The organism is Moraxella sp. VT-16-12, from assembly GCF_002224245.2.
In the GTDB taxonomy this organism is placed as follows: Bacteria; Pseudomonadota; Gammaproteobacteria; order Pseudomonadales; family Moraxellaceae; genus Moraxella.
The window spans coordinates 182,017-205,441 of record NZ_NKHK02000005.1 but is presented as its reverse complement, the minus strand read 5'-3'; the positions used below and the strand labels follow the sequence as shown (position 1 = coordinate 205,441).

The window sequence follows — 23,425 nt, the reverse complement described above, 5'->3', positions numbered from 1 at the left end:
ATGAAACCATTGTATCATTAGCCAAAATTTTTATAAAGCAAAATGACCTATCACACCTTATCCGCCCCTTGTCAAGCCGTCTATGAAATCAAAAAGTCTGAGTTTTTGGCATTTGCTTACCCAATAAAACGCAAAGACGAGCTTATGTTCCACGTGGAACAGCTCAAAAGCAGCTACCCAGACGCACGCCATCATTGTTTGGCTTATATTTTGGGCGACCCAAACAACACCACACACGCAGGCTTTGATGACGATGGCGAGCCAAATGGTACCGCAGGCAGACCGATTTTAAATGTTTTACAACATAAAGGTATTGGCAATGTGTTGGTGGTTGTGGTGCGATATTTTGGGGGAATCAAGCTAGGAGCGGGCGGGCTGACACGAGCCTATGCCACCGCCACACAAATGGTGGTAGATAAGATGGTGATTGTGCCTTTTATACCAAAATCTGTGCTTAAAGTTGTGTGCAGCTTTGCTCACGAAGCCCAAGTTCGTTACCTGATAGGACAAGTCAAAGGAGAGATTTTATCGGCAGATTATGCCCATGATGTTGTGATGATGGTACAAATAGACAGCGAAAAAGCGACAGAATTTGCAGAGCATTTGGGAATATATGGCAAGATACAAAACATATAAGATAACAGAGCCCAACTTACATCAAAAGTTATCATGGAAAAATATTATCTGCACGAAATTGACCTGCACAACAAAACATAAAGAACAAATATGTTTCACGTGGAACAGCTTGTATACTAACATTAGTACAAGGCAAATCAACCACATCTACCAAATAGCACATTACCACTTTGCCGCCACTGCAAACATCCCAAGAACCGTCCGTTTTCGGTAAAAAACGCCAAATTCACATTGTTCTCGCCGCAAAACCCCATCAAAAAAAGGCGACACCAGCACATTGCCGAAACAAAAAATACGCCCAATCGCATGCACCGGCAACTACGCCATCTTCCTACGCTCCTGCTCCACCACCAGCATTTCCCGAACTGCCTTGGGTGGTGATATACAGCGTGTTTTGCAGCTTGCGCATGGTTGGAAAACTCCTTTGGTTCTAACCAAAACTTTAATTCCATCTAAAACAAATCTGGTTAGATATAAACCTACCAATTTAAGCTTCAAACGGCATAACAGTGTGTCAGAAATTATTTTGAAATTTACAAAGCTTTTTTATTATCAATTAATCCAATTTAATAAAATAAGAATTAACTTTTTTGATAATTAACTTTGCTCTCTCTTCAATAAACTCTTCAAATTTATCTTCACCCCATAGCATTTCATCTATTGGAATCAAATGTGTATGCAGATAACGCTCTTTATCTTTCACATTATTTTCATTGTTAACCCATTCTGCAAAAGCACAAGCGTTTTTATTACCACGATTAGTTGAATAATCTAACAACTGATAATTAGCAATACTATTAATCTTATCCCAAGAGTAATTATATGTCTGTAAAATAGACTTGGGCATGATATGATCAATATCATTGACACGAGTAGTAGATTTACAGTCGTACATTAAATAGTAAATAAAGGTAGAATCTAAATTAACCAAATCATTTACAGAGTAATCCAAAACAAAATTTAATGGATGCTGAATGTATACATCAAACAACTCCTGGATTGGAAATGGTTCATTTTTATGAAATTTGATAGTATTTAATAATTTACGAACTCCTGTTTTATAGGAAACCCAACCTGCTCCACGACTACGAAATACACCATTTATCAAAGAATGATATAACCATTTTCTTATTAGTAGAAAATCTTGATTTCCCGTATCATGGTTATCGAAATATGATTCGATTTTTTCTATTGATTTATTTTGATGAAATAAATGGTAAGCAATAAAGAACAAAGGAATAAATGAACGACTGCCTTCTTGATAATATCCATACAAATCTGCATTTTTCAAAAATTGCTTAGTCGAATATAAAACTGCTTGTATCTTTTCTTGATTTGCAATAGCAAAATCTGCATCTTTAGCTTCTATATCCGCCATTTCTTTATTGTGATTATCCTGCAATAAAAAAATCAACTTAATCAGATTATCTTGCGTCAAACCAATATCTTGATAATCCGATAGAATTTGTTTCAGAAAAGCCTCCATTTTCCAATCAAAACCTTTTAATATAGACGCAACTAAATCGAATGATGATAATTTAGTTCCTCCATCATTCAATCGCCTAAATAACTCTACGATACGCTGTCTATTTTTTTGTTCTGGGAGACTTTTATTTATATTAACAATAGAAATACCCAGACTCTCCGAAGTAATAACATGCTTGTAAAATGCTTTAATATTTTTCCTAATATGCTCTTTTTCTACATCTTCAGAAGTAGAAAAACGCTCTATGATCTCATCAGCCACTTGTTCTTCATCATTTATATCTTTCAAATCATTTAATAATAATTTAACTGGATACCATAAATGTTTGTTTAAAATTCTTCCATCATCTCTAGATATTTTAGGTAATTGGCTTTCTTCTTTTTCAAATTTGAATTCATAATAAGATTTATAATTACTATACAAATCAAAATATAAAACCTTACCATAAAAAGATCCCGTCAATCCAATATAAAAGGTTTGTAATCTTTGCTGACCATCGATGATAAAAAATTGTGTTTGTCTTAAATTTTCAATTTCTCGGCTATCAATAAATTCTCCTGTTTTGGTAAAAGGGCGGTAATTAAACAAAGGTTTTTTATCTTTCTCCTCCTTTATAGCAATTACCCCACTAAAACTATCTCCTTTTAATAAAGTATCAAAAAGTAATTCCATCTTTTCTTCAGACCAGACTAATGGACGCTGAATAACAGGTAAAACATATTTACCTTCATCAATCTCATTAACCACATCAGAAATACGATATGTTTTCCAATTTGCCATATTAATTTCCTTTTTAAATAGTGAATAAAAATATTAAGATTCATTAGCAACAGAAAGACAACTCCACCACATACCCACCGACCTATCCCTCTCCACCAACTTCGGCTGACAAACCTCAATCACTAAGGGATTATGGTAGCAAGTGGTGGTCATGTTTATAAAATTTTAAACCATTTGGTTAATAAAGACAAATTATCAAAAATCACATTAAATACCCTTAAATTGCGACGATACTAACCAATCTCACCCACCCATTTTAATATTTGCACAATCTGACTCTCATAATCACTCATCCGATGGTCGCCACCGTCTTGGGCAAGCACAAACACTCCTTTGTCTTGATAAAATTGACAGCTGACATGAGCATTTAGCAGCTCATCACCCATTTTGAGTAGTACTTTGATTTTATTGGGATTGTCAACGGTCAAAGGGTGCATCTCAAACCACGCCAAATCCGCAAATTTAATCTGCCAACCGCCTGTGGTGGTATAAATCACCGTGTCTTTTTGCAAGGGTTTATCGTCAAAATTATCACTCAAAAACCGCCGAAAACTGACATCAGGACGAATGCTTGGGTTGAGTAAAATCGCAGGTGTGCCTGTCATGTCCGAGATGAGATTGGCAAAATAACCACCCAAAGATGAGCCTATCAGCACCACGTCATCATTGGCATTTATCAAAACAAGCACTTTGCTGACTACCTCATCAGGTGGGCAATTTAGGTCAGGGCACAGCACTTTGATGTCATGTGTGCCAGCGTGGTTTTTGGTGATGACAGCTTTGGTGGCGTTTGGGTCGCTGTCTAACCCATGTAAATAAATAATGGTCATCATCGTTTCATCAGTTGGTTATAATTTTAGCTGTTTGGCGGTGCTCATACACGTTTGATAGCGTTTATCCACTCGTGTGGCAAACCAGTTGGTGTTGTAGTCTTGGGAGAGTTTGGGCCCTGAGATGGTAACTTGGGGCATGATGGCATAACTGGGTTTTTTGCCCCTTTTGGCTTCAAACAAACGATTGACTTCTTGATAAGTTTGCGTGCTTTCAAAACTTTGCTTTTTTTCTTTTTTAAGGTCGCTACGGATTTGCTTGTCGCTCATGGGTGTGGGTGTGGTCGCCAAAAGGGCAATGAGTGCTTGCTCGGTTTGTCCCACTTTGTCCGACACGCCACCGCCACTATACAAGAGCAAATCCCCATCAATGGCAAGTTTTTTGCCAGTCAAAGTCGCCACACGCTGCTGAAAAGCGGCATTACGACTAGAATAAATCCCCGAGTTATAATCTGCAAAACGATACAAGGGCTTATCATAATCGGCTTTATACTTCATCAAGCGATGAATGCCATAATACAGCCCGCCATATTGCCCATACAAATCAGCACGCAATGTGCGGTCGGTCATGTTGGCACGGCGGTGGGCTTTGGCGTAGTTGATATGCACCTGCATGGAGCCAAGGGTGGTGATGGGATTGAGCCGCTCATCCAAGGCTTCCCCAGTGAGCTTGGTTAAGCTATTGACCCCTGACACCTTATAAGTGGTGGTAAAATAATCAAAAATGGCTTGATACAGCTCATCAAGCTCTTTTTCGGTTTTGACCGCTTTGATTTGTTTGACAAAGTTGTTGTCTTTGCTGGGCTTGGTGGCAAGCATGGTGCGAAACACACCAGCAAGCTGTTTGCCAAGTTTACTCTCCAAACGGCTGTCTATCTCTTTTAGCGATGCTTCACCCAAATTTGGCACGCTAGGATTGGCATGAAAATTAGATTCTTGGTCAATCACCGCAATGACGGTACACAGATTTTGTTTGTCTTTGTGCAGTTTTAGCTCATCAAACACACGCTCAATATCGCCCGCCCAGCTTTGGCGGTTTTTGACGCGACTAGGAATGAGTTTGGCGATTTGTTTGGCACTTAGTGTGGGCGTACTTGGCGTGTCGTCTTTTTGGCAGGCACTGAGTGTCAGCAGTGCCACAACCGCCATCGCAGTTTTTGATAAGGTTGTCAGTGTTGTCATAGTTATCCATCTATCAAAGGGACAAAACGCCATCATTATACTTAACTGGCTTGTTTACCAAATTACCACTTTTTTATATTTTGTAAACACACATCGCACAAGATTTGTACAATCCACAGCTAACCATCACGCAGACGCATGAGCCCTTCTTGTTGGGTAGTGGCGACCAGTTTGCCATCTTGCCAAAACTGACCATGATTTAGCCCCTTGGCATGACTGGTGGTGTCGCTCCACATGTCATACAGCAGCCAATCACTGATATCAAAGGGGCGATGAAAGTGCATGCTGTGGTCAATGCTCGCCACTTGCAGTCCACGACTGGCATAGGTTAGCCCATGACTCATCAGTCCTGTACTGACCAAATAATAATCAGACGCAAACGCCAACAATGCCTGATGTATCGCCACAGGCTGCTGGTGTAAGCCTTCAATGCGTAGCCAGTTGGCTTGTCTAGGTCGCATGGGTGCTGGATTTATGGGGTCGCGTGGACTGATGGGGCGTATCTCCACATGACGCTTTTTCATAAAGCGAGCTTGGAGTGCTTGGGGGATTTTGTTCAAATATTGTGCTTTGAGCTCTTGTTCGCCCTTTAATAGATAAGGACTGGGATAAGCAGGCATGGTTTCTTGGTAATCTAGCCCGCCTTCCATCGGTGAAAAAGAGGCAATCATACTAAAAATCACCTGCTCACTGATAACACCTTCGCCATCAGGCACGTTTTGCACCGTAACGATTTGGCGAGCGGACAAACTTTTGCCATCACGCAAACGGCGAACTTGATAAATGACAGGATAACGAATATCACCGCCACGCAAAAAATAGCCATGGAGCGAATGGCACGGTTTATCCACATCAAGGGTCAAAGCACCTGCCATCATCGCCTGAGCCAGCACTTGACCACCAAACACTCTGGCTCCCACAAAATCAAAGCTAGGGGCTTGGTAAGTATCAGGGGCGATTTTGGTCAAAGTAAGTGCTGTTAGCAATTCATCTAACAAAGATTGAGCGGTCATAATATCATCTGATAAAAATGTTGCCATATCATAGCATTTTTTTTGGCATGGGTGAAACGTCATATTTGATACAAAACCACAACAATTCATCACAAAATGACACCCATCCATCTGCTGATTTTTATCTCCAAATCATTGCTAAATTGTAAATTGTGTTATCTGACTTTGGCACGCTCTACCTAATCACTTCCTAAAAATGTTAAAATAGTGGACTAACTGGTCATTTTCTTATTTAAGATTTCTCATGTTCACACTCACCGCACTTACCAAATTTCTTAATAAACGCTCAAAAATCTCACCACCAACCGAACACAAACCTGCCTATCGCACATTGTCTGCCAAAGGTCTATCCCTAGCGGTCAAAGCCCAAGTACTCGGAGAAGTCCCTGTTTTTGATGATGATGTACCAACATTTTATGTGTTGCGAGAATACTCTCGCTCAAACAGCTTATTGCTAGATTTAAAAACCGATGAGCTGGGGCTACCATCTGCCTTAAACAAAATCAAAACCGACACACTTGATGAAAACGTGTCTGTGATTTTTTTAAAACATCGCCATGCTTCTGCCACCGCCATCTCACCTCGTTTGGAGCGTTTGGTGCAAGCGTGTCTTGATAACCCCAGCTTACAGATTCGCCTAATCCCTGTTACGATTTTGTGGGGGCGAGCTCCCGACAAAGAAGATTCTTTATTTCGCCTGTTGATGGCAGATGAATGGAACAGCCCAAGTGTTAGCAAACAGTTGTTTAATATTGGCGTCATGGGACGAGATACAGTCATACAATTTGCCCAAGCCCAAGACCTAAGCACCCTTATCCAAGACGCACGCACCGCCCAAGACATTGATACCCCAAATGCCACGCACCTAAGCGAATACATCACCGCCCATCTAAAAGAGCGATTAGACAACCAACGCACCAGCATCATCGGTCCTGATTTATCCGATAAACGCAACATCACTGGCAAAATCTTATCATCGCCCACCGTACAATCCGCCATAGAACAAGAAGCAAACACGACTGGCAAATCTATCGCCACTGTCAAAAAAGAAGCGGCAGGCTATATCAGTGAGATTACCAGTGATTATTCGCATTCGGTGGTGCGTTTTTTTGACCATTTTTTGACATGGCTGTGGACACGGCTGTATGATGGCGTGGAAGTGCGTCATTTTGAGCGAGTGCGCGAGCTTGCTCCCGACCATCAAATCATCTATGTGCCTTGCCATCGCAGTCATGTGGACTATCTGCTATTGTCCTATGTCATTTATAAACGGGGGCTCAGAGTGCCTTTGGTGGCAGCAGGTGAAAATTTAAACATCCCTGTGGTGGGTGAGATTTTAAGAAATGGCGGTGCGTTTTTTATGAGACGTAGCTTCAAAGGTAACGTCCTATATAGCACCGTGTTTAAAGAATACGTCCACACACTCATGCAGCGTGCTGTACCCATTGAGTATTTTATAGAAGGGGGTCGCTCTCGCTCAGGCAGATTATTACCACCCAAACTGGGTATGCTGGCAATGACTGTCAATAGCTATTTGCGTGAAAGTGCCAAACCTGTGGTCTTTATTCCCACCTACATCAGCTATGAGCGGATTATGGAAGGGGCAACTTATGTGGGTGAACTAAAAGGCAAACCCAAAGAAAGCGAAAACCTGCTAAACCTTGCCAAAACCGCCAAAAAGATTGAACGGATTTTTGGTACGGTGCATTTGTCCTTTGGAGAGCCGTTGCATATTGAACATTTTATGAACAAATTTGATGTCAAAGCAGGCGACAACAGCGATGAAAATACCCAAAAAACGCACGCCATGATTACCAACATCGCTGTCAAAATCATGCAAAACATCAACAAATCAGCCGTGATAAACCCTGTGTCCCTACTGGCATTGGTCATTTTATCCACCCAAAAATCTGCCCTAGGCGAAACCCAAGCAATAGAACAAATCGCCTTATATCAACGCATTGCCCAAGCCTTGCCCTACGATAAAGACACGTTCATCACTGACATGTCTGCCCAAGACATCCTAAACTACGGCTTACGCCTAAAACTCATAGAACGCACCCCCCATGTGTTGGGCGACATGATTACGGTGGCAGACAAACAAGCGCCCCTGCTAAGTTATTTTAAAAATAACATCTTGCACGCCTTTATTTTATCTAGCTTTTTGGCATCTTTGGTGCAAAGAAATGGTTGGATTGATAAAGCCAAAATCAGCAGTATCAGCGAGCTGTTATATCCATTTTTACAAAGTGAATTTTTCTTAAAATTTGCTCAACGCAACATCGCCAACACCATCAGCCAAATACTAGACGTTCTTATATCCGAAGGCGTGCTGATAGATTTGGGTGATGGTGTGATAGGCTCACCCCAAAGCAACTCTGCTCATTATCAACAGCTTATCGTACTTGCCAGTCCTGCCCAACAAAGCCTAGAACGCTATTTTATGGCACTGACTTTATTGTCCGAACAAGGCTCAAATCGCCTAAACTCCGAACAAACGGTCAATCTGTGCTATGTGCTTGGTCAGCGTATCTCTTTGTTGTATGGTGATGATTTGCCTGATATGTTTGATAAGGCATTGTTTACAAGTTTTCTAGACACCTTAAAACGCCTAGATTATATCCAAATCAATGATGGTCTTATCAGCTTTGATGAGCGTATTGACAACATCGCCAAACACGCCAGATTTGTCCTAAATCCTGACATGATGGACCTACTACACCACACTGCCAGTCTTAATGATGATGAAATTGAGATGGTGCTGGCACAGACAGCCAAGCGCAAATTTGGACTGAAATGACCCCATATTAGTGGTTATATGAACTCTTTGCAAATATACGCGTTTGGTTCAACAATAAAATAGACCTTGTAGCACGCATTCAGTCCAAATTTTAAAAAAATAAAACCCCAAATTTGGGGTTTTATCTGATGAGCAATCAAGTATCAATGTCAGCATTTAAAGCGTTTTCTTCAATAAATGCTCGTCTTGGCTCTACTTCATCACCCATCAAGCAGTTAAACAAATGGTCGGCTGCGATGGCATCTTCTATGGTGATTTTGAGCATATTGCGATTTTCAGGGTCCATCGTGGTCTCCCATAGCTGGTCAGCGTTCATCTCGCCTAGCCCTTTGTATCGCTGAATGGCAAGCCCACGGCGAGCTTCCGCCATGACCTGCTCCCACAAATGGTCAAAATCCTTCACCGCATAATCCTTATCATGACGCCTGATAAAACTTTCATCGCTCAAAATTGTATTCCAAGTACTTGATAATCTTAATAGTTTATCATACTCACCAGAGCTGACAAACAACGGGTCAAGCGTATAATACTGTGGCAGCTGATGCACAAAAATGGTGATTCTTGGCAGATACATCTCCCCTGTCTCACCACCAACCACATCAAGGCTGACTTGTGGATTTAGCTCACCAGCTTTGTCGTTTAATACCGAGTGCAGTTTGTCTGCCCATGCTTGCACTGCCAATTTATCCTTTAACTGCTCGGCTTGTAGTTTTGGCACAAAGGTTAGGGCATTTATCAAGCTGATGGGGTATTTTTGGCTTAAGCGATTTTTGGTATTTTGGGCTTGGCTATAATCGCTTAGCAAACTTTCCAAGGCAAGACCGCTGATAGGCGGTGTGTCTTTGGTTAAAAACAACTGATTATCATCAATCGTGGACGACAGCAGATAAGATTTTAAAGCATCATCATCTTTTAGATACAGCTCCTGTTTGCCTTTTTTGATTTTGTAAAGTGGTGGCTGAGCAATATAAATGTGCCCACGCTCAATCAGCTCGGGCGTTTGACGGAAAAAGAAAGTCAATAATAGCGTACGAATGTGGCTACCATCCACATCAGCATCGGTCATGATGATGATTTTGTGATAGCGGAGTTTGTCAGGATTATACTCGTCTTTACCAATGCCCGTGCCAAGGGCGGTGATGAGCGTACCCACTTCGGCAGATGACAGCATTTTGTCAAATCTGGCACGTTCCACATTCAAAATTTTACCCTTTAATGGCAAAATCGCTTGGGTTTTACGGCTACGACCCTGTTTGGCAGACCCACCAGCACTATCACCCTCCACCAAATACAGCTCCGATAAAGCAGGGTCTTTTTCTTGACAATCCGCCAGTTTGCCAGGCAACCCTGCAATGTCTAGCGATGTTTTACGTCGCGTCATCTCACGAGCCTTGCGAGCAGCTTCTCTTGCCCGAGCGGCATCTATGATTTTGCCCGCAATGGCTTTGGCGGCAGTGGGATTTTCCAGCAAAAACTCCGACAGTTTTTCGTGCATGACCGTCTCAACGGCGGATTTGACTTCACTAGACACCAGTTTATCTTTGGTTTGCGAGCTGAATTTAGGGTCTGGCACCTTCACCGACACAATGGCGACCAAACCTTCACGAGCGTCATCGCCAGTTACTTGTACTTTTTCTTTTTTGCTGATGTTTTCGCTGTCCATATAAGCATTTAGACAGCGAGTGAGTGCCGAGCGAAACCCCGATAAATGCGTACCACCGTCTCTTTGGGGAATGTTGTTGGTAAAACACAAAACTTTTTCGTTATAGCTGTCCGACCATTGCAGAGCGACTTCTACACCAATGCCGTCTGTGCTTTGGGCAGTAAAATGAAAAATGTCATTGAGAGTTTGTTTACCTTCATTGATATAGCCAACAAACTCACCAAGTCCGCCTTTATGTTCAAAAACGTGTTGTGTGCCGTCTCGCTCATCGGTCAGAACAATGCGTACACCAGAATTTAAAAAAGAAAGTTCACGCAAACGTTTGGCAAGAATGTCATAATCAAAAATGGTGGCACTAAAAATCTCAGCACTGGGATAAAAACGCACTTGCGTGCCTTTTTTGTCGGTTGCTTCTAGTTGTTTTAAGGGAGAATCAGGCACACCATCTGTATAATCTTGGCTGTGAGCAAAACCATCTCGCCAGATGTTTAAGGTCAGCTTTTTGGACAAGGCATTGACCACTGACACGCCAACCCCATGCAAACCGCCTGAGACTTTATAGCTGTTGTCGTCAAATTTACCGCCTGCGTGCAAGACGGTCATAATCACCTCAGCTGCCGACACGCCCTCTTCTGGGTGAATGTCCACAGGAATGCCACGCCCATTATCTGTTACTGACACCGATTCATCGGCATGAATCACCACATTAATCTCATCGCAATACCCTGCCAACGCTTCATCAATGGCATTATCCACCACCTCAAAAACCATATGATGCAAGCCAGTGCCATCATCTGTATCGCCAATGTACATACCGGGACGAACTCGCACCGCTTCTAATCCACGCAACACTCGCACACTATTAGCATTATAATTATTTTGGGTTGAAATTGGGTCGCTCATAAAAATCCTTAATTTGGGATTTGTCTTGGCAAAAGCCATCAAATTTTTGACAAAAATACGTTGATATTATAGCATTTTTTAGGGGGAAAATCATCTTTGGTCAAAATCGGGCAGTATTAAATTGAGTATTTTGATGATTTAAAAAGCTTGTTAAATGACATAGATTTTTATAAAATACAAACTCAACAGATGTGATGTTAATTGTTTTAAGCATAAATTATTAAACCAATCACTCACTTATTTGCCAGCCTCAAACGTAAACAAAATAACATCAGGAAACGCAATTATTCAATCATCTTAAAGATATACAAATAACATAACATGATACAAAAACTTTTAAAAATTTACATGGCATGGCTGATACCAAGTTTTAAAATCAAGGGTTTATGATGAGTTATTATACTAATGTGGATTTGGTTTGGGAAGATAAAGAAAATCCAGCCACACAAAATCATGAATTTTCTTTTAAATTGCTTCAACCCATTGCTGAAAAATAGTGTGATGAGATGGGGTGCTCACGTGAAGGTCTGCTGACAGACTTAACATCATTGTTAGCGAGAGGCTCTTGTTACGGTTTTAATAAAATGTATGCAGGTCTTATTTTGGATTTGTTTTATCATATATCTGCAAATTTTCCTAATACTCGTTTTATCGTGCGTGGCACAGGCGAAGACTATACGGACATTTGGGTGCGTAAATTGTTGGCAGGGGAGGAAGTATTATTTCGTAGTGGACCATTTGAGATAAATAAGCAAGGTCATTGGAAATCTTGGGAATTTTGATTTAATTCACTAAAAATATATGATTTAAACGTGTGGGATAAATGACGCCCCACACCAAAAATATTTAACATATTTAACTTAATTATTTTATCAAATAAAACTATATCCGCTTTATAATAGTCCCATCTTTAACATCAAATACCGCCATCGTTTTGGTGCTGCCAAGCTGTTTTTGAACATCATGAATGACACTGACAATATCGCTGTTAAGATTTGTGATAAACAACTGACAAGGCAATTCCATTAAGGTTTTAAGCAGGGTTTGTACCGCCCATTCATCAAGCTCAGCATCAATATCATCAATCATCACCACAAGGCGAATGCCAGTTTCACAGATGAGTTGTAATTGTGATAATTTTAAGGCGGTGATGAGTAATTTTTTTTCACCCCGAGACAACACATTAGCTGCCTGTTCCTTAAACCTAACATCGCCTGATTGCTTAAATACGACTGATATGTCCGCACGATGAGTGCCAACCCGAGTATAACCCAGCTCCACATCTGCCGTGATGCGTTGTCTTAATACATCAAATAACCCCACCTTTTCATCAAATCCCGCTTGATAAGACAACCAAATCAACCCGGCACAATGAGGCAACAGACAAGATAGCATTTTATCAAAATAACCCAACCAACGATTAAAAACCGTTTGGCGATATTCGTGGATTTTATGAGCATGAGAAGCAAGCTGATAGTCCCACGCATACAGCTCTGGCAGTCGCTTTTGAATGGCAGGTGATTTTAGCAGTATATTACGCTGTTTTAGTAATCTTTGGTAAGACAACCATTCACCATAAAACTCATGTTCCATGTGAAACACAAGCCAGTCTAAAAGCTGTCTGCGACTGTTGCTGCCCATCTCCAACAGCTCCATACCACTTGGATCAATAAGTAAAGTTGGCAAGGCAAAAGACAGCACGCTTTGAGATGAGACGTGTTGCCCGTGTTGTTTTATGATGGTGGTGGCAAACCCTTTATCATCAAGTGTTTTTTGTATGGCCATCTGCCCTTGTCTGGTATTTGCCCAAACTGCACATCTGTGCTGATGATGAGTGATGTAGCGTTTTGGTTCATGATGACGAAAACTTTTACCCCTTGACAACAAAAACACCGCTTCTAACAACGATGTTTTGCCACTACCATTTTTGCCCACCAACACATTACATTCTGCCAAAGACAAATGAGCAGTGCTGATGTTGCGAAACTGATGGATTTTAAGCTCATCAATCATCAGACACGCATTGGCATGACAACATATTGATGACGATGCTCATCACCCACTTGATAAATCAAGGCAGGGCTGTTGGGATGTACCATTTCTAAGCGAACGTCGCCTTCTAGGACATTTAGTACTGCACGCAGATAGCCTTCATTAAAAGACAGTTCTATCGGCTGACCTGTAAAGCTGACAGGCAACACTTCCACCGCTTCATCTTGCTCACGATTGTTGGAGCTAATGGTGGCTGTGTCAGATGAACCAAACCCAAGGAGTACGCCGGGAGATTCTTTGGTGTTTAAGACCGAAATACGTCTTAGCACCGCCACCATTTCATCTTTATCAAAGACTGCAATTTTATCGTTAGCGGTTGGCAACACACGGCGATAATCAGGAAACTTACCATCTATCAAACGAGCGGTCAGATTTATGGTCATTTCTTGACCAAAATTTAATGCCGAATACAAAAATTCATCATCTATGCCAAGCTCTACCAAACCACCATTCTGGGCAGTTTTGGCAAGTTCAAGTAGCAAACGTTCCAATCCACTCACCGCTTTACCAGGGATAATCACACGAGTGTCATCACACGACTCAATCAAGCTGCGATACGCCACCGCCAAACGATGTCCATCTGTGGCAACTGCTGTTAAATTTTGACCGCTTATTTCCAACAACAACCCCGTCAAATAATGACGCACATCTTGGGTCGCCATGGCAAAGCGAGTGTGTTTTAATAAGCCTGACAAATCATCAAGACTGACTTTGACACTTTTTTGGGTATTGGGCTGACCAATGCTTGGAAAATCACTTGCTGGCAAAGTTGCCAAAGAATAATTACTCTTTCCACTGCTAATATGACAACGGCCTAAATTTTCAGACGCATCAAAACACACATCGTCCTCAGGAAGCAATTTGCAAATACTAAACAGCTTGTCGGCAGGCACAGTAACTGCCCCTACTTGCTGACACGCTCCCTTAGGCAACAACACATGACACGTCAGCTCCACCTCCAAATCCGATGCCGTCAATGTTAGTTGGTCTGTATCTAGCACCAGCTTAATATTACCCAAAATTGGTAAGCGATGACGATTCGCCACTTCCACCACAAAGCTCATGGCTTTAATAAAAAGACCACGATTAACCACAAGTTTCATAAATCACATCTCGCAAACAAAATTTAAACCTTTACCCTTGCTCATAGATTTTAAATTAATTCATTGTTTTTAAGTTAAAAACAACAAAAACACTCATCCAATCAAGCATCGCCAAAACATCATCATTGTACCACAACCGTCCAAAGATTACACAAAGCTAACCCCGCAGTGTCGCCATTAACGACTGATAATCTTTGTTAATCTGTGCGTCTGTTTGGCGTAGCTGTGCAATCGTTTCACAGGCGTGTATGACAGTGGTGTGGTCTCGTCCACCAAACGCTTGTCCAATTTCAGGAAAACTGTCTTGGGTCAGCTCACGAATGAGTGCCATTGCCATCTGACGGGGACGAGCAATATGACGACTGCGTTTTTTACCCACCAGCTCCTTTGTAGGTATGCTGTAATATTTTGCCACCACATCGCGAATGCTGTCAGTGTTTACTGATGACGTTCGCACATCAATGCGGTCCCTTAACGCCTGACGCACCAATCGCAAATCCACCTGCATGTCCGTGGTGATGGCATACGCCAACACTTGATCTAATGCCCCTTCCAAACCACGCACATCAAATGGCACATTTTGAGCAATAAAAATGGCACACTCTTTGGGTAGCACCATCTGCTTGGCACTTGCTTTTTTTTGCAAAATCTGAATGCGAGTGTCTATGTCTGGTGGCTCTATTGGCAAAGATAACCCCCCCGAAAAACGGGACAAAAAACGTGCTTCAAAATTGGTCATGCGTGATGGCGGGCGGTCAGATGCCAAAATCAAACGTTTGTTACCTTGCGTAAATTCCCCAAATAAGCGAGTTAAAATATCCAGCACCGCTGAACCATTTTTGCTCTTAATCATATGCACATCATCAATCATCAGCAAATCTGCCTGCCTGATGCGCTCCATTAATCGCTCTACTTCGCCTTTTTCGCCATTTTGCTCCATGCGAAATGCGTTGGTAGCCGCCTTAAAAAAACTGTCCTTATCAAAAAAACAATAAGCCAAACCCGCCTTTTGGTAATTGTGAGCCACCGCACTAATCAGATGTGTTTTGCCCAAGCCTGACGCTCCATACAAAAACAACAAATGACTGTCAAGTACCCCACCTGATTCTTGTCCTAATTTTTTTGACAACTCCATGCAGGTCTTATATGCCAAAGCATTGGATTTACCTTTGACAAAATTATCAAAAGTATAAAGCGGATTTAGGGCATTACTGTCTGCAATTTGTGTTTTTTTTATCGCTTTCCTTTTGGTGGGGGGAGATGAACGAGTTTTCACCTGTGTTTTTAACTTTATTTTACCAAATGCGTGTTCAGCCAACACTCTTTCAATCACAGGCAAGTAATTTTTTTTCACCCGCTCAATGTACACAGGATTTATTGCTGTTAATACCAAGGTATCACCCTGCAAAATGGGTGTGATGGGTCTTAACCATTGGTTAAAATCCATCTCTGAGATGTCCGTTTTAAGCTGCATCAAGCACAACTCCCACAAATGCTGGGCATCATCCATCTTAAAAAATGGCAACTCATCAGTCTTAGGAACAGTCAGCTTTGGTACGTTATGACAAGCCAACCGTTCATCTTCAAACACTTCATCAAACAATGACCCATTATTACCCATGATCACACCTAAGTACCAAAATCACTCTATTTTAAAAAACCGCATCATCATACCACAAAAAATTATTTTTTGAAACATCCTGTGGATAACTCTGTGGATAAATTGTGGATAAGTTTTTTATCTTCAAGTTATACACAATTTATCCACAGAGTTATCCACAGGATATCCACAATATAAGTTATTGATTTAAATAATTTATCATTAGTTATCCACAGATTTTTCACTTCCTTATTATTATTATTTAATATATATTATTAATAATAAGCGGTTCAAAAATCTGTGGATAACTTTAAAAATCTAACCATAACAGTAAATTTTAGTATATTTAACCTGTTTATTAAAAATAAAGAACTTGACCATACTGGTAAGTTTTGCTAGAATGTCTAGCTTACCAATTTTATGGTAATCATTAGTCCAACATTGCCATCATGATTTCTGCAGGGTCAGGCAATGCTCCATCCTTAAGGTGAAAATTATGAAACGTACATTCCAGCCCAGTGTTTTAAAACGTAAACGCACCCACGGTTTTCGTGCCCGTATGGCCACTAAAAACGGCCGCCAAGTTTTGGCTCGCCGTCGTGCCAAAGGTCGTCATCGCTTGACTGTGTAATAATCAATCAAGAGAGATACCAACGAAAAGCACCCAAAAGGTGCTTTTCGTTTATTGGTGATGCCAAATAAATTGACGAAAATCATCAAGTTCTATATCATGTGTTTTATTTGTGATGATATATGACAGACAATAATCCCATCAGTCATGTTTTTACCAAAAATCACCGCCTATTGACACCTTGTGATTTTAAACGAGTATTTGATACCCCTGCAAAAAAAATTCATAGCGAGCATTTGTTATTGTTTGTCCGAGCAGGGCAAATAAAACAGATGTGTCCACGACTTGGGCTTGCCATCACCAAAAAGAAACTCAGACAGGCAGTCATGCGCAACCGTTTAAAGCGACTGACTCGTGAATATTTTCGCCTGCATTGCTCTGGTATGGAGGCGGTAGATGTGGTATTGATTGTTAAAAAAAAATACACAAAAGATATCGACTTGCATGGCGAGCTGACACAAATTTTTAAAAAACTCATCGCTGATTATCCTGCTAAATCATGATGGTTAAATTTTTACTGTTTGTCATCAAAAGCTATCAAAAGGCATTAAGTCCGTTATTGCCCGCTCGCTGTCGCTTTTACCCTACTTGTTCATCTTATGGCATATATGCTTTGTCATGGCATGGAGTGCGTGGGATACCATTGGTGATAAAACGGATTTTGCGTTGCCAGCCGTGGGGTGGCTCTGGGGTTGACTTTGTGCCACTGCCTTTGTATCGCTATCATTTTGCGGCTAGTAGATGTGTCGTAAGTGTTGTTTTTAAAGACAAATTAAGCTACAGCGCTTGGCGAAATCATCTGATGAAGGGCTAGGTTTTTTGCTAAAATTTTAGTAAAATAGCCTGTTTTATGATTTTTGGTGGCAAGATTTTGCCAGTTTAGGATAGTTTTATGCAAAAAATTCTGCGGATATTAATCATCATTGCGATGCTCATCACTTGTTATTTGTTGATTTTGGCATGGCGTGATGACTATGCCACCACAAAGCCCGCCACCACACCCGTTGCTACTAATACCAATGATGTGCCTGCAATGTCAGCAGGTGGCGATGTGCCAGTCATAAGTACTGCCCAAGTAGCGTCTGTGCCTGTGCAAACAGGTCAGCTGATTAGTGTTTCAACAGACCGTTATGACATTAAGATAGACCCTGTGGGTGGCGATGTGGTTTCTGCATCCTTGAAGCAGTATGATGCTGTTTTGGGGGGAGATGAGCCTTTTGTGTTGCTAGAAAGTGGTCAAAGGGGGCGTACTTATGTGGCTCAATCTGGACTTATTGGGCAAGATGGTATTGATACCAATGCAGGGCGTGCCACATACACCAGTCCGCAGACACATTATGTGCTCAACGAAACATCAGGGACATTGCAAGTACCGCTTATTTATCAAAAAGATGGCTTAACCATCACTAAAACTTATACTTTTAAGGCGGGTGAATACCCCATCACAGTCAGCTACAACATTAATAACGCCACCGAAAATAATTGGCAAGGGCAAATGTACGCTCAACTAAAACGTGATGATAGTGCTGACCCTGGTCTTGATGATAAGGGCATGATGGGCATGGCAACTTATTTGGGGGGAGCGTGGGGCACACCTGATAGCCCTTATAATAAACTAAAATTCAAAGAGTTTAATGATGACGAGTTAAAAGGTCAAGACAAAGATGGTTGGGTTGCCATCATTCAGCATTATTTTGTGTCAGCGTGGACACCATCAGGCAATTTTGATGGTCAATTTTATAGTCGCTCCCAAAATAATGAGCATTTTATTGGCTTTAATAGCCCTGTGGTGAATGTGCCAGCAGGTAAGCAGATGACCTTGGATGCCACGCTTTATGCCGGTCCCAAAGTGCAAAAAGAGCTGTCTGGAGTTGCTGATGGTTTGGAAAAAACAGTGGACTATGGGGTGTTTTGGCCCATTTCTAAGCCATTATTTATGATACTAGAAATGCTATACAAAGTGCTAGGCAACTGGGGCTGGGCGATTATTGGTTTGACACTGATTGTTAAAATTGCCTTGTTTTGGCTGTCCAACAAAAGCTATGTGTCTATGGCAAAAATGCGTGCCATTGCACCTAAATTAGAAGCTCTAAAAGAAAAACATGGCGATGACCGCATGGCGATGAGTCAGGCAATGATGCAGTTGTATCGTGATGAAAAAGTCAACCCAATGGCAGGCTGTTTGCCCATTTTGCTACAAATGCCGATTTTTTTGGGGCTGTATTGGTGTTTGGTGGAGAGTGTGGAGCTGCGTCATGCTCCGTGGATTTTGTGGATTAAAGATTTGTCTGCCATGGATCCTTGGTTTGTGTTGCCGATTTTTATGGGGGCAACCATGTATGTCCAACAACTGCTTAATCCACAGCCTTCTGACCCCATGCAAGCCAAGATGATGAAAATCATGCCATTGATTTTTGCGGTATTTATGCTGTTTTTCCCAGCAGGTTTGGTGCTGTATTGGACAGTCAATAACCTATTTAGCATGGCACATCAGCACCTTGTCAATAAACGCATTGAAAAACAGATGGCTACCAAAGCCGCTTAATTGGATAAATTTAATCCACATAAAATCCCATTTGTCAGCAAGTGGGATTTTTTTATGATAAAAATCTTTAAAAATGCTAAAATAACATCATTTTATCAATGTCTCATGTCATGTCAAAATACCAACAACCCACCATTGCCGCCATCGCCAGCCCTATCGGTCAAGGTGGCGTGGGCATCATTCGCCTGTCAGGTCGCACCGCCTATCAGATTGGCTGTGCCATCACGGGTAAGTCCAAACTGATACCACGCCACGCCCATTTTGCCACATTTAAAGATGATAAAGAGACCGTGATTGATGAAGGGGTGGTGATTTATTTTAATGCCCCGCATTCTTTTACAGGCGAGGATGTGGTAGAGCTACAAGGGCATGGCGGCATGGTGCTACAAAATATGCTCTTGGCTCGTTGTTTTGAGCTTGGAGCAAGGCAGGCGACCGCTGGCGAGTTTTCCATGCGTGCCTTTGAAAATGATAAAATTGACTTACTGCAAGCTGAGGCAATCGCGGACGCCATCAGTGCAACAAGCATGGCTCAGGCAAGAGGTGCGATTCGTTCTTTATCTGGTGAATTTTCAAATAAAATCAATGACTTAAATGAAAAAATTATCAACCTTCGTCTGTACGTGGAAGCCAGCATTGATTTTAGTGATGAAGAGGACGTGGAATTTTTATCAGATGGGGTGATTGAGCAAAAAATCAGCAGTATCTTACAGCAAATTGATGGTATTTTAAACAATGCCAAACAGGGTCAGCTTTTAAGAGATGGTGTGCAAGTGGTGTTGGCAGGCAAGCCCAATGCGGGCAAATCAAGTTTGTTAAATCGCCTTGCAGGCGTGGAGCGCGCCATCGTAACTGACGTGGCAGGGACGACCCGAGACACGCTGTCAGAGATGTTGGTGCTTGATGGTTTGACGGTGCATTTGACCGACACAGCAGGACTTAGAGACACGCACGATAAGGTGGAAAAAATCGGCATAGACCGAGCCAAAATGGCGGTCAGGCAGGCAGATGTGTTATTGTTTGTTTATGATGTTAGCAAAGAAAATGCCCCTTTTGAGTTGGCAAAAGCGCTGTTTTTTGATGTCATTGCAGAGCTGGGGCAAGAAAGTTTTGAGCAGAAACTTGTCATGGTTGCCAATAAAAGCGATTTGCTACCTGATGTTTCACATGAAACATCAGCTCATTTGATGGATAATGTACCATCCGCTCATGTCAATGTGTCTTGTCAAACAGGTCAAGGTATTGATAAATTGGTGGCGGTGCTAAAAAACAAAGTGGGTTTTCACCCCCCAGAAAACAGCCTGATTGCTCGTACACGTCATCTTGATGCTCTAAAACGTGCTAAGTCTCATGCTCATGATGCTTATATACAATTGACTGTTTATCAGGCGGGCGAGCTGGTGGCAGAGAGTTTAAGGCTATCACAGCAGGCACTTGGTGAGATGACGGGGCAGATGAGTAGTGATGAGTTGTTGGGGCGGATTTTTAGCAGTTTTTGTATTGGAAAATAGGGGCAGATATGTATTGTCCGTTTTGTGGTGCTGTTGATACCAAAGTGATTGATTCACGTCTTGCTGCCGAAGGGTCGCAGGTTCGTCGCCGTCGCCAATGTACCGAATGCGGTGAGCGTTTTACCACTTTTGAAGTGATGGAGGTGGTCATGCCACGTATCATCAAAAGTAATGGCTTGCGTGAACCTTATGATTATAATAAACTTCGTCGCTCTATGGCATTGCCCCTACAAAAACGCCCTGTCAGCATTGATGAGATTGATGCCATCGTACATCGCATTGAACAGCGACTTCGTCAAACTGGTGAGCGAGAAGTGTCTAGCCGTACTTTGGGCGAGATTGTCATGGGTGAGTTAAAAGCGATAGATGATGTGGCTTATGTGCGTTTTGCCAGTGTGTATCGGGATTTTCAGGATATAGAAGCTTTTAAGGCGGAGCTTGAAAATTTTACCCCCAGACTTGATGACAAACACAAAGTTGATGACGGTAAAAGTGAGTAAGTCATGACCCAATTTTTATCAGATGAAGTGTACGGTCAGCTAAGCCCAAGTTTGCCAAACGATGAATTTTATATGACCTTGGCACTAGATGAAGCCAGCAAAGGGCGATTGACCACCCGTCCCAACCCTTGTGTGGGCTGTGTGATTGTCAAAGATGATGTCATTATTGGCAAAGGCTTTCACCCTAAGGCAGGCTATCCCCATGCCGAAGTGTTTGCCACCAACCACGTCAAAGAGCAAGGGATAGACATCACAGGAGCGAGTGTTTATGTAACGCTTGAACCGTGTAGTCATACAGGTCGCACGCCCCCTTGTGTGGATATGTTGATTAAAGAGCGTGTGGGGCGTGTGGTGATTGCTTGTGCTGACCCCAATCCACAAGTGGCAGGACAAGGTATTATCAAACTGTTAAACGCAGGGATTATGGTAACGCTTGGTGTGCGTGAAAAGCGGGCACGGGCATTAAATGCAGGTTTTTTAAAAGCGATGGCAACAGGCTTGCCTTATGTGCGTCTAAAAATGGGTATCAGCCTTGATGGGCGTATTGCCATGTCAAGTGGTGAATCCAAATGGATAACAGGGCAGATGGCACGTACAGATGTACAGTATTTGCGTGCGATAAGTGGGGCAATCATCACAGGCTCTAGCACGATTATTGCTGACAACCCCAAATTAAACGTGCGTTTGGCTGATGTGGATTTGCCTATTGGCAAAACCGCCATACCCCAGCCAAACATCGTGGTGCTAGACAGAAGTCATCGCCTAGATACTGATGATGATTATGTTGTATTTCAAAACTCTGATGGCTTAATTTGGCGAGATGATTTGGTGTCTTTGCTAAAAACTTTGGTGGCAGAGTATCAATGTTATGATGTATTGGTAGAAGCAGGGGCGACATTGACAACGGCTTTTTTGGAACAAGGGTTGATTGATGAATTGGTGGTGTATCAAGCCCCTTGTCTGCTTGGTGCTACTGCTCGCCCAATGTTTTTGGGACAAATTGACAGATTGTCTGACAAATTGGATTTTACGCTTACCAATGTGGAAAGATTGGGCGATGATATTAAACTGGTATTTGTGAAACGACATGATAAGTTATCCACAACCCAATCATGATATCTCATGCACCAAAAGTTTGCTTGATATGTTTCATATGAAACTGTGGAAAACTTTTTGTATTCATATCAAATGCTTTGTGCTACAAAACAAAAACACCTCTGCTGACCTTACATTGTGTGCGTTTTATGTAAAAACAGTTTGTGAATAAAAGTTTCACATGAAACATAGACAGGCTGTGGATAAGTTGGTTGGCGTGCGATGATGATAAGACGTATAAAAAGTTATCCACAACCAGATCAGGTTTTATGCGGCAGATATGAGCGACACTAAGATTTATAAAATGATTTGTGTTAAGATGATTTATTTTTAATAAAATAAATTTGTAGAGAAAATTATGTTCACAGGTATTATAGAGACCACAGGCACACTCACCGCCATTTCGCCCATAGGGGGTGATGTTAGGCTGACCATCAACGCACCAAAGCTAGATTTTAGCGATGTGAAATTGGGCGATTCTATTGCATCCAATGGCATTTGTTTGACGGTGGTGGCTCTTGATGGCAACAACTATGCCGTTGATGTTTCACGTGAAACATTATCCATCACCGCCCTAAACGCATGGAAAGTGGGCGACACACTAAACCTAGAAAAAGCCATGTTGCCCACCACTCGCTTTGGTGGTCATATCGTGGCAGGTCATGTGGATGGTGTGGGCAAAATCGCCAAAATTGCCAAAGACGCCCGCTCGGTCTATATAGAAGTTGCCATACCGCCTGAGCTGATGAAATATACGGCGGATAAAGGTTCTATCACGGTTGATGGGATTAGTTTGACGACCAATCGCATTAAGCCATCTGAGCATATTGTTTGCCTAAATATCATTCCGCACACGGCTGACATGACCAACATTGCTCGCCACTGGTTGGTCGGGCGAAGTGTTAATATAGAAGTGGACTTGGTGGCACGGTATTTGGAGAGATTGATTGGGGCGAAGGGCGGTAGCACACCACAGAGCAATATTACCGAAGAGTTACTTGTGAGAAGTGGGTTTGGGCGTTAAATTTGGTTGGTGATGGGACTTGCTATTATTGGCTTTCGTGGTTTTGTGATTATGCGTTTTGTTGTAAAAAT

Annotated in this window: 19 protein-coding genes; 11 read left to right on the top strand and 8 right to left on the bottom strand. The window is 41.9% G+C overall.

The annotated features are described in order from the left end of the window. The first annotated feature begins 42 nt into the window (after positions 1 to 42). Positions 43 to 636: a YigZ family protein gene (locus CEW93_RS06375; RefSeq protein WP_089539893.1), complete on the top strand. Its 594-nt coding sequence runs from the start codon at positions 43 to 45 to the stop codon at positions 634 to 636. A 556-nt stretch (positions 637 to 1,192) separates the two neighbouring features. Here CEW93_RS06375 and CEW93_RS06365 read toward each other — a convergent pair. From CEW93_RS06365 to CEW93_RS06350, 4 genes are all read right to left on the bottom strand, one after another. Continuing rightward, a complete protein-coding gene (locus CEW93_RS06365; protein ID WP_089539898.1) occupies positions 1,193 to 2,902 on the bottom strand; it encodes a DUF262 domain-containing protein in 1,710 nt (569 codons plus the stop codon). Between the two features lie 233 nt (positions 2,903 to 3,135). Next, on the bottom strand, positions 3,136 to 3,732 hold the full coding sequence (locus CEW93_RS06360) for a YqiA/YcfP family alpha/beta fold hydrolase (protein ID WP_089539926.1): 597 nt from the start codon (positions 3,730 to 3,732) through the stop codon (positions 3,136 to 3,138). Positions 3,733 to 3,750: 18 nt separating this feature from the next. Continuing rightward, complete coding sequence (locus tag CEW93_RS06355; RefSeq protein WP_089539901.1) at positions 3,751 to 4,914, bottom strand: DUF1615 family protein; 1,164 nt, start codon at positions 4,912 to 4,914, stop codon at positions 3,751 to 3,753. 119 nt (positions 4,915 to 5,033) lie between these two features. Then, positions 5,034 to 5,954, bottom strand: a complete 921-nt coding sequence (locus CEW93_RS06350; RefSeq protein ID WP_089539904.1) for an acyl-CoA thioesterase II — start codon at positions 5,952 to 5,954, stop codon at positions 5,034 to 5,036. A 217-nt stretch (positions 5,955 to 6,171) separates the two neighbouring features. Between CEW93_RS06350 and plsB the strand changes: the two genes are divergently transcribed. Then, a complete protein-coding gene (gene plsB, locus CEW93_RS06345) occupies positions 6,172 to 8,727 on the top strand; it encodes a glycerol-3-phosphate 1-O-acyltransferase PlsB (protein WP_089539907.1) in 2,556 nt (851 codons plus the stop codon). Between the two features lie 136 nt (positions 8,728 to 8,863). Here the strand turns inward: plsB and gyrB are convergent, their stop codons facing one another. Next, a complete protein-coding gene (gene gyrB, locus CEW93_RS06340; protein WP_089539909.1) occupies positions 8,864 to 11,293 on the bottom strand; it encodes a DNA topoisomerase (ATP-hydrolyzing) subunit B in 2,430 nt (809 codons plus the stop codon). A 506-nt stretch (positions 11,294 to 11,799) separates the two neighbouring features. Here gyrB and CEW93_RS06335 point away from each other — a divergent pair. After that, a complete protein-coding gene (locus CEW93_RS06335; RefSeq protein WP_089539911.1) occupies positions 11,800 to 12,075 on the top strand; it encodes a hypothetical protein in 276 nt (91 codons plus the stop codon). Between the two features lie 100 nt (positions 12,076 to 12,175). On the opposite strand, the gene CEW93_RS06330 is transcribed toward CEW93_RS06335, so the two are convergent. From CEW93_RS06330 to dnaA, 3 genes are all read right to left on the bottom strand, one after another. Further along, positions 12,176 to 13,306 (bottom strand): DNA replication/repair protein RecF, encoded by a 1,131-nt coding sequence (locus CEW93_RS06330; RefSeq protein WP_089539912.1) that lies wholly within the window; start codon positions 13,304 to 13,306, stop codon positions 12,176 to 12,178. Further along, positions 13,306 to 14,448 (bottom strand): DNA polymerase III subunit beta, encoded by a 1,143-nt coding sequence (gene dnaN, locus CEW93_RS06325; protein ID WP_089539914.1) that lies wholly within the window; start codon positions 14,446 to 14,448, stop codon positions 13,306 to 13,308. The genes CEW93_RS06330 and dnaN overlap by 1 nt, the downstream gene beginning before the upstream one ends. 157 nt (positions 14,449 to 14,605) lie before the next feature. Continuing rightward, positions 14,606 to 16,069, bottom strand: a complete 1,464-nt coding sequence (gene dnaA, locus CEW93_RS06320) for a chromosomal replication initiator protein DnaA (protein WP_255503982.1) — start codon at positions 16,067 to 16,069, stop codon at positions 14,606 to 14,608. Positions 16,070 to 16,544: 475 nt separating this feature from the next. On the opposite strand from dnaA, the gene rpmH reads away from it, so the two are divergent. From rpmH to CEW93_RS06280, 8 genes are all read left to right on the top strand, one after another. Next, positions 16,545 to 16,679 carry a 50S ribosomal protein L34 gene (gene rpmH / locus CEW93_RS06315; RefSeq protein WP_029103370.1) on the top strand — a complete coding sequence of 45 codons (135 nt, stop codon included), beginning with the start codon at positions 16,545 to 16,547 and terminating at the stop codon, positions 16,677 to 16,679. 122 nt (positions 16,680 to 16,801) lie between these two features. Further along, positions 16,802 to 17,182, top strand: coding sequence for a ribonuclease P protein component (rnpA, locus tag CEW93_RS06310; protein ID WP_089539916.1), 381 nt, complete (start codon positions 16,802 to 16,804; stop codon positions 17,180 to 17,182). Next, complete coding sequence (gene yidD, locus CEW93_RS06305) at positions 17,179 to 17,493, top strand: membrane protein insertion efficiency factor YidD (RefSeq protein WP_370511940.1); 315 nt, start codon at positions 17,179 to 17,181, stop codon at positions 17,491 to 17,493. The genes rnpA and yidD overlap by 4 nt, the downstream gene beginning before the upstream one ends. A gap of 78 nt (positions 17,494 to 17,571) precedes the next feature. After that, positions 17,572 to 19,224 (top strand): membrane protein insertase YidC, encoded by a 1,653-nt coding sequence (yidC, locus tag CEW93_RS06300; protein ID WP_089539918.1) that lies wholly within the window; start codon positions 17,572 to 17,574, stop codon positions 19,222 to 19,224. Positions 19,225 to 19,334: 110 nt separating this feature from the next. Continuing rightward, positions 19,335 to 20,735 carry a tRNA uridine-5-carboxymethylaminomethyl(34) synthesis GTPase MnmE gene (gene mnmE, locus CEW93_RS06295; RefSeq protein ID WP_089539932.1) on the top strand — a complete coding sequence of 467 codons (1,401 nt, stop codon included), beginning with the start codon at positions 19,335 to 19,337 and terminating at the stop codon, positions 20,733 to 20,735. A gap of 8 nt (positions 20,736 to 20,743) precedes the next feature. Continuing rightward, entirely contained in the window at positions 20,744 to 21,235 is a 492-nt protein-coding gene (gene nrdR, locus CEW93_RS06290) for a transcriptional regulator NrdR (RefSeq protein ID WP_089539920.1), read from the top strand. A gap of 3 nt (positions 21,236 to 21,238) precedes the next feature. Beyond that, a complete protein-coding gene (gene ribD / locus CEW93_RS06285; protein ID WP_089539921.1) occupies positions 21,239 to 22,351 on the top strand; it encodes a bifunctional diaminohydroxyphosphoribosylaminopyrimidine deaminase/5-amino-6-(5-phosphoribosylamino)uracil reductase RibD in 1,113 nt (370 codons plus the stop codon). Positions 22,352 to 22,688: 337 nt separating this feature from the next. Further along, positions 22,689 to 23,354, top strand: coding sequence for a riboflavin synthase (locus tag CEW93_RS06280; RefSeq protein ID WP_089539923.1), 666 nt, complete (start codon positions 22,689 to 22,691; stop codon positions 23,352 to 23,354). The last annotated feature ends 71 nt before the right edge of the window (positions 23,355 to 23,425 follow it).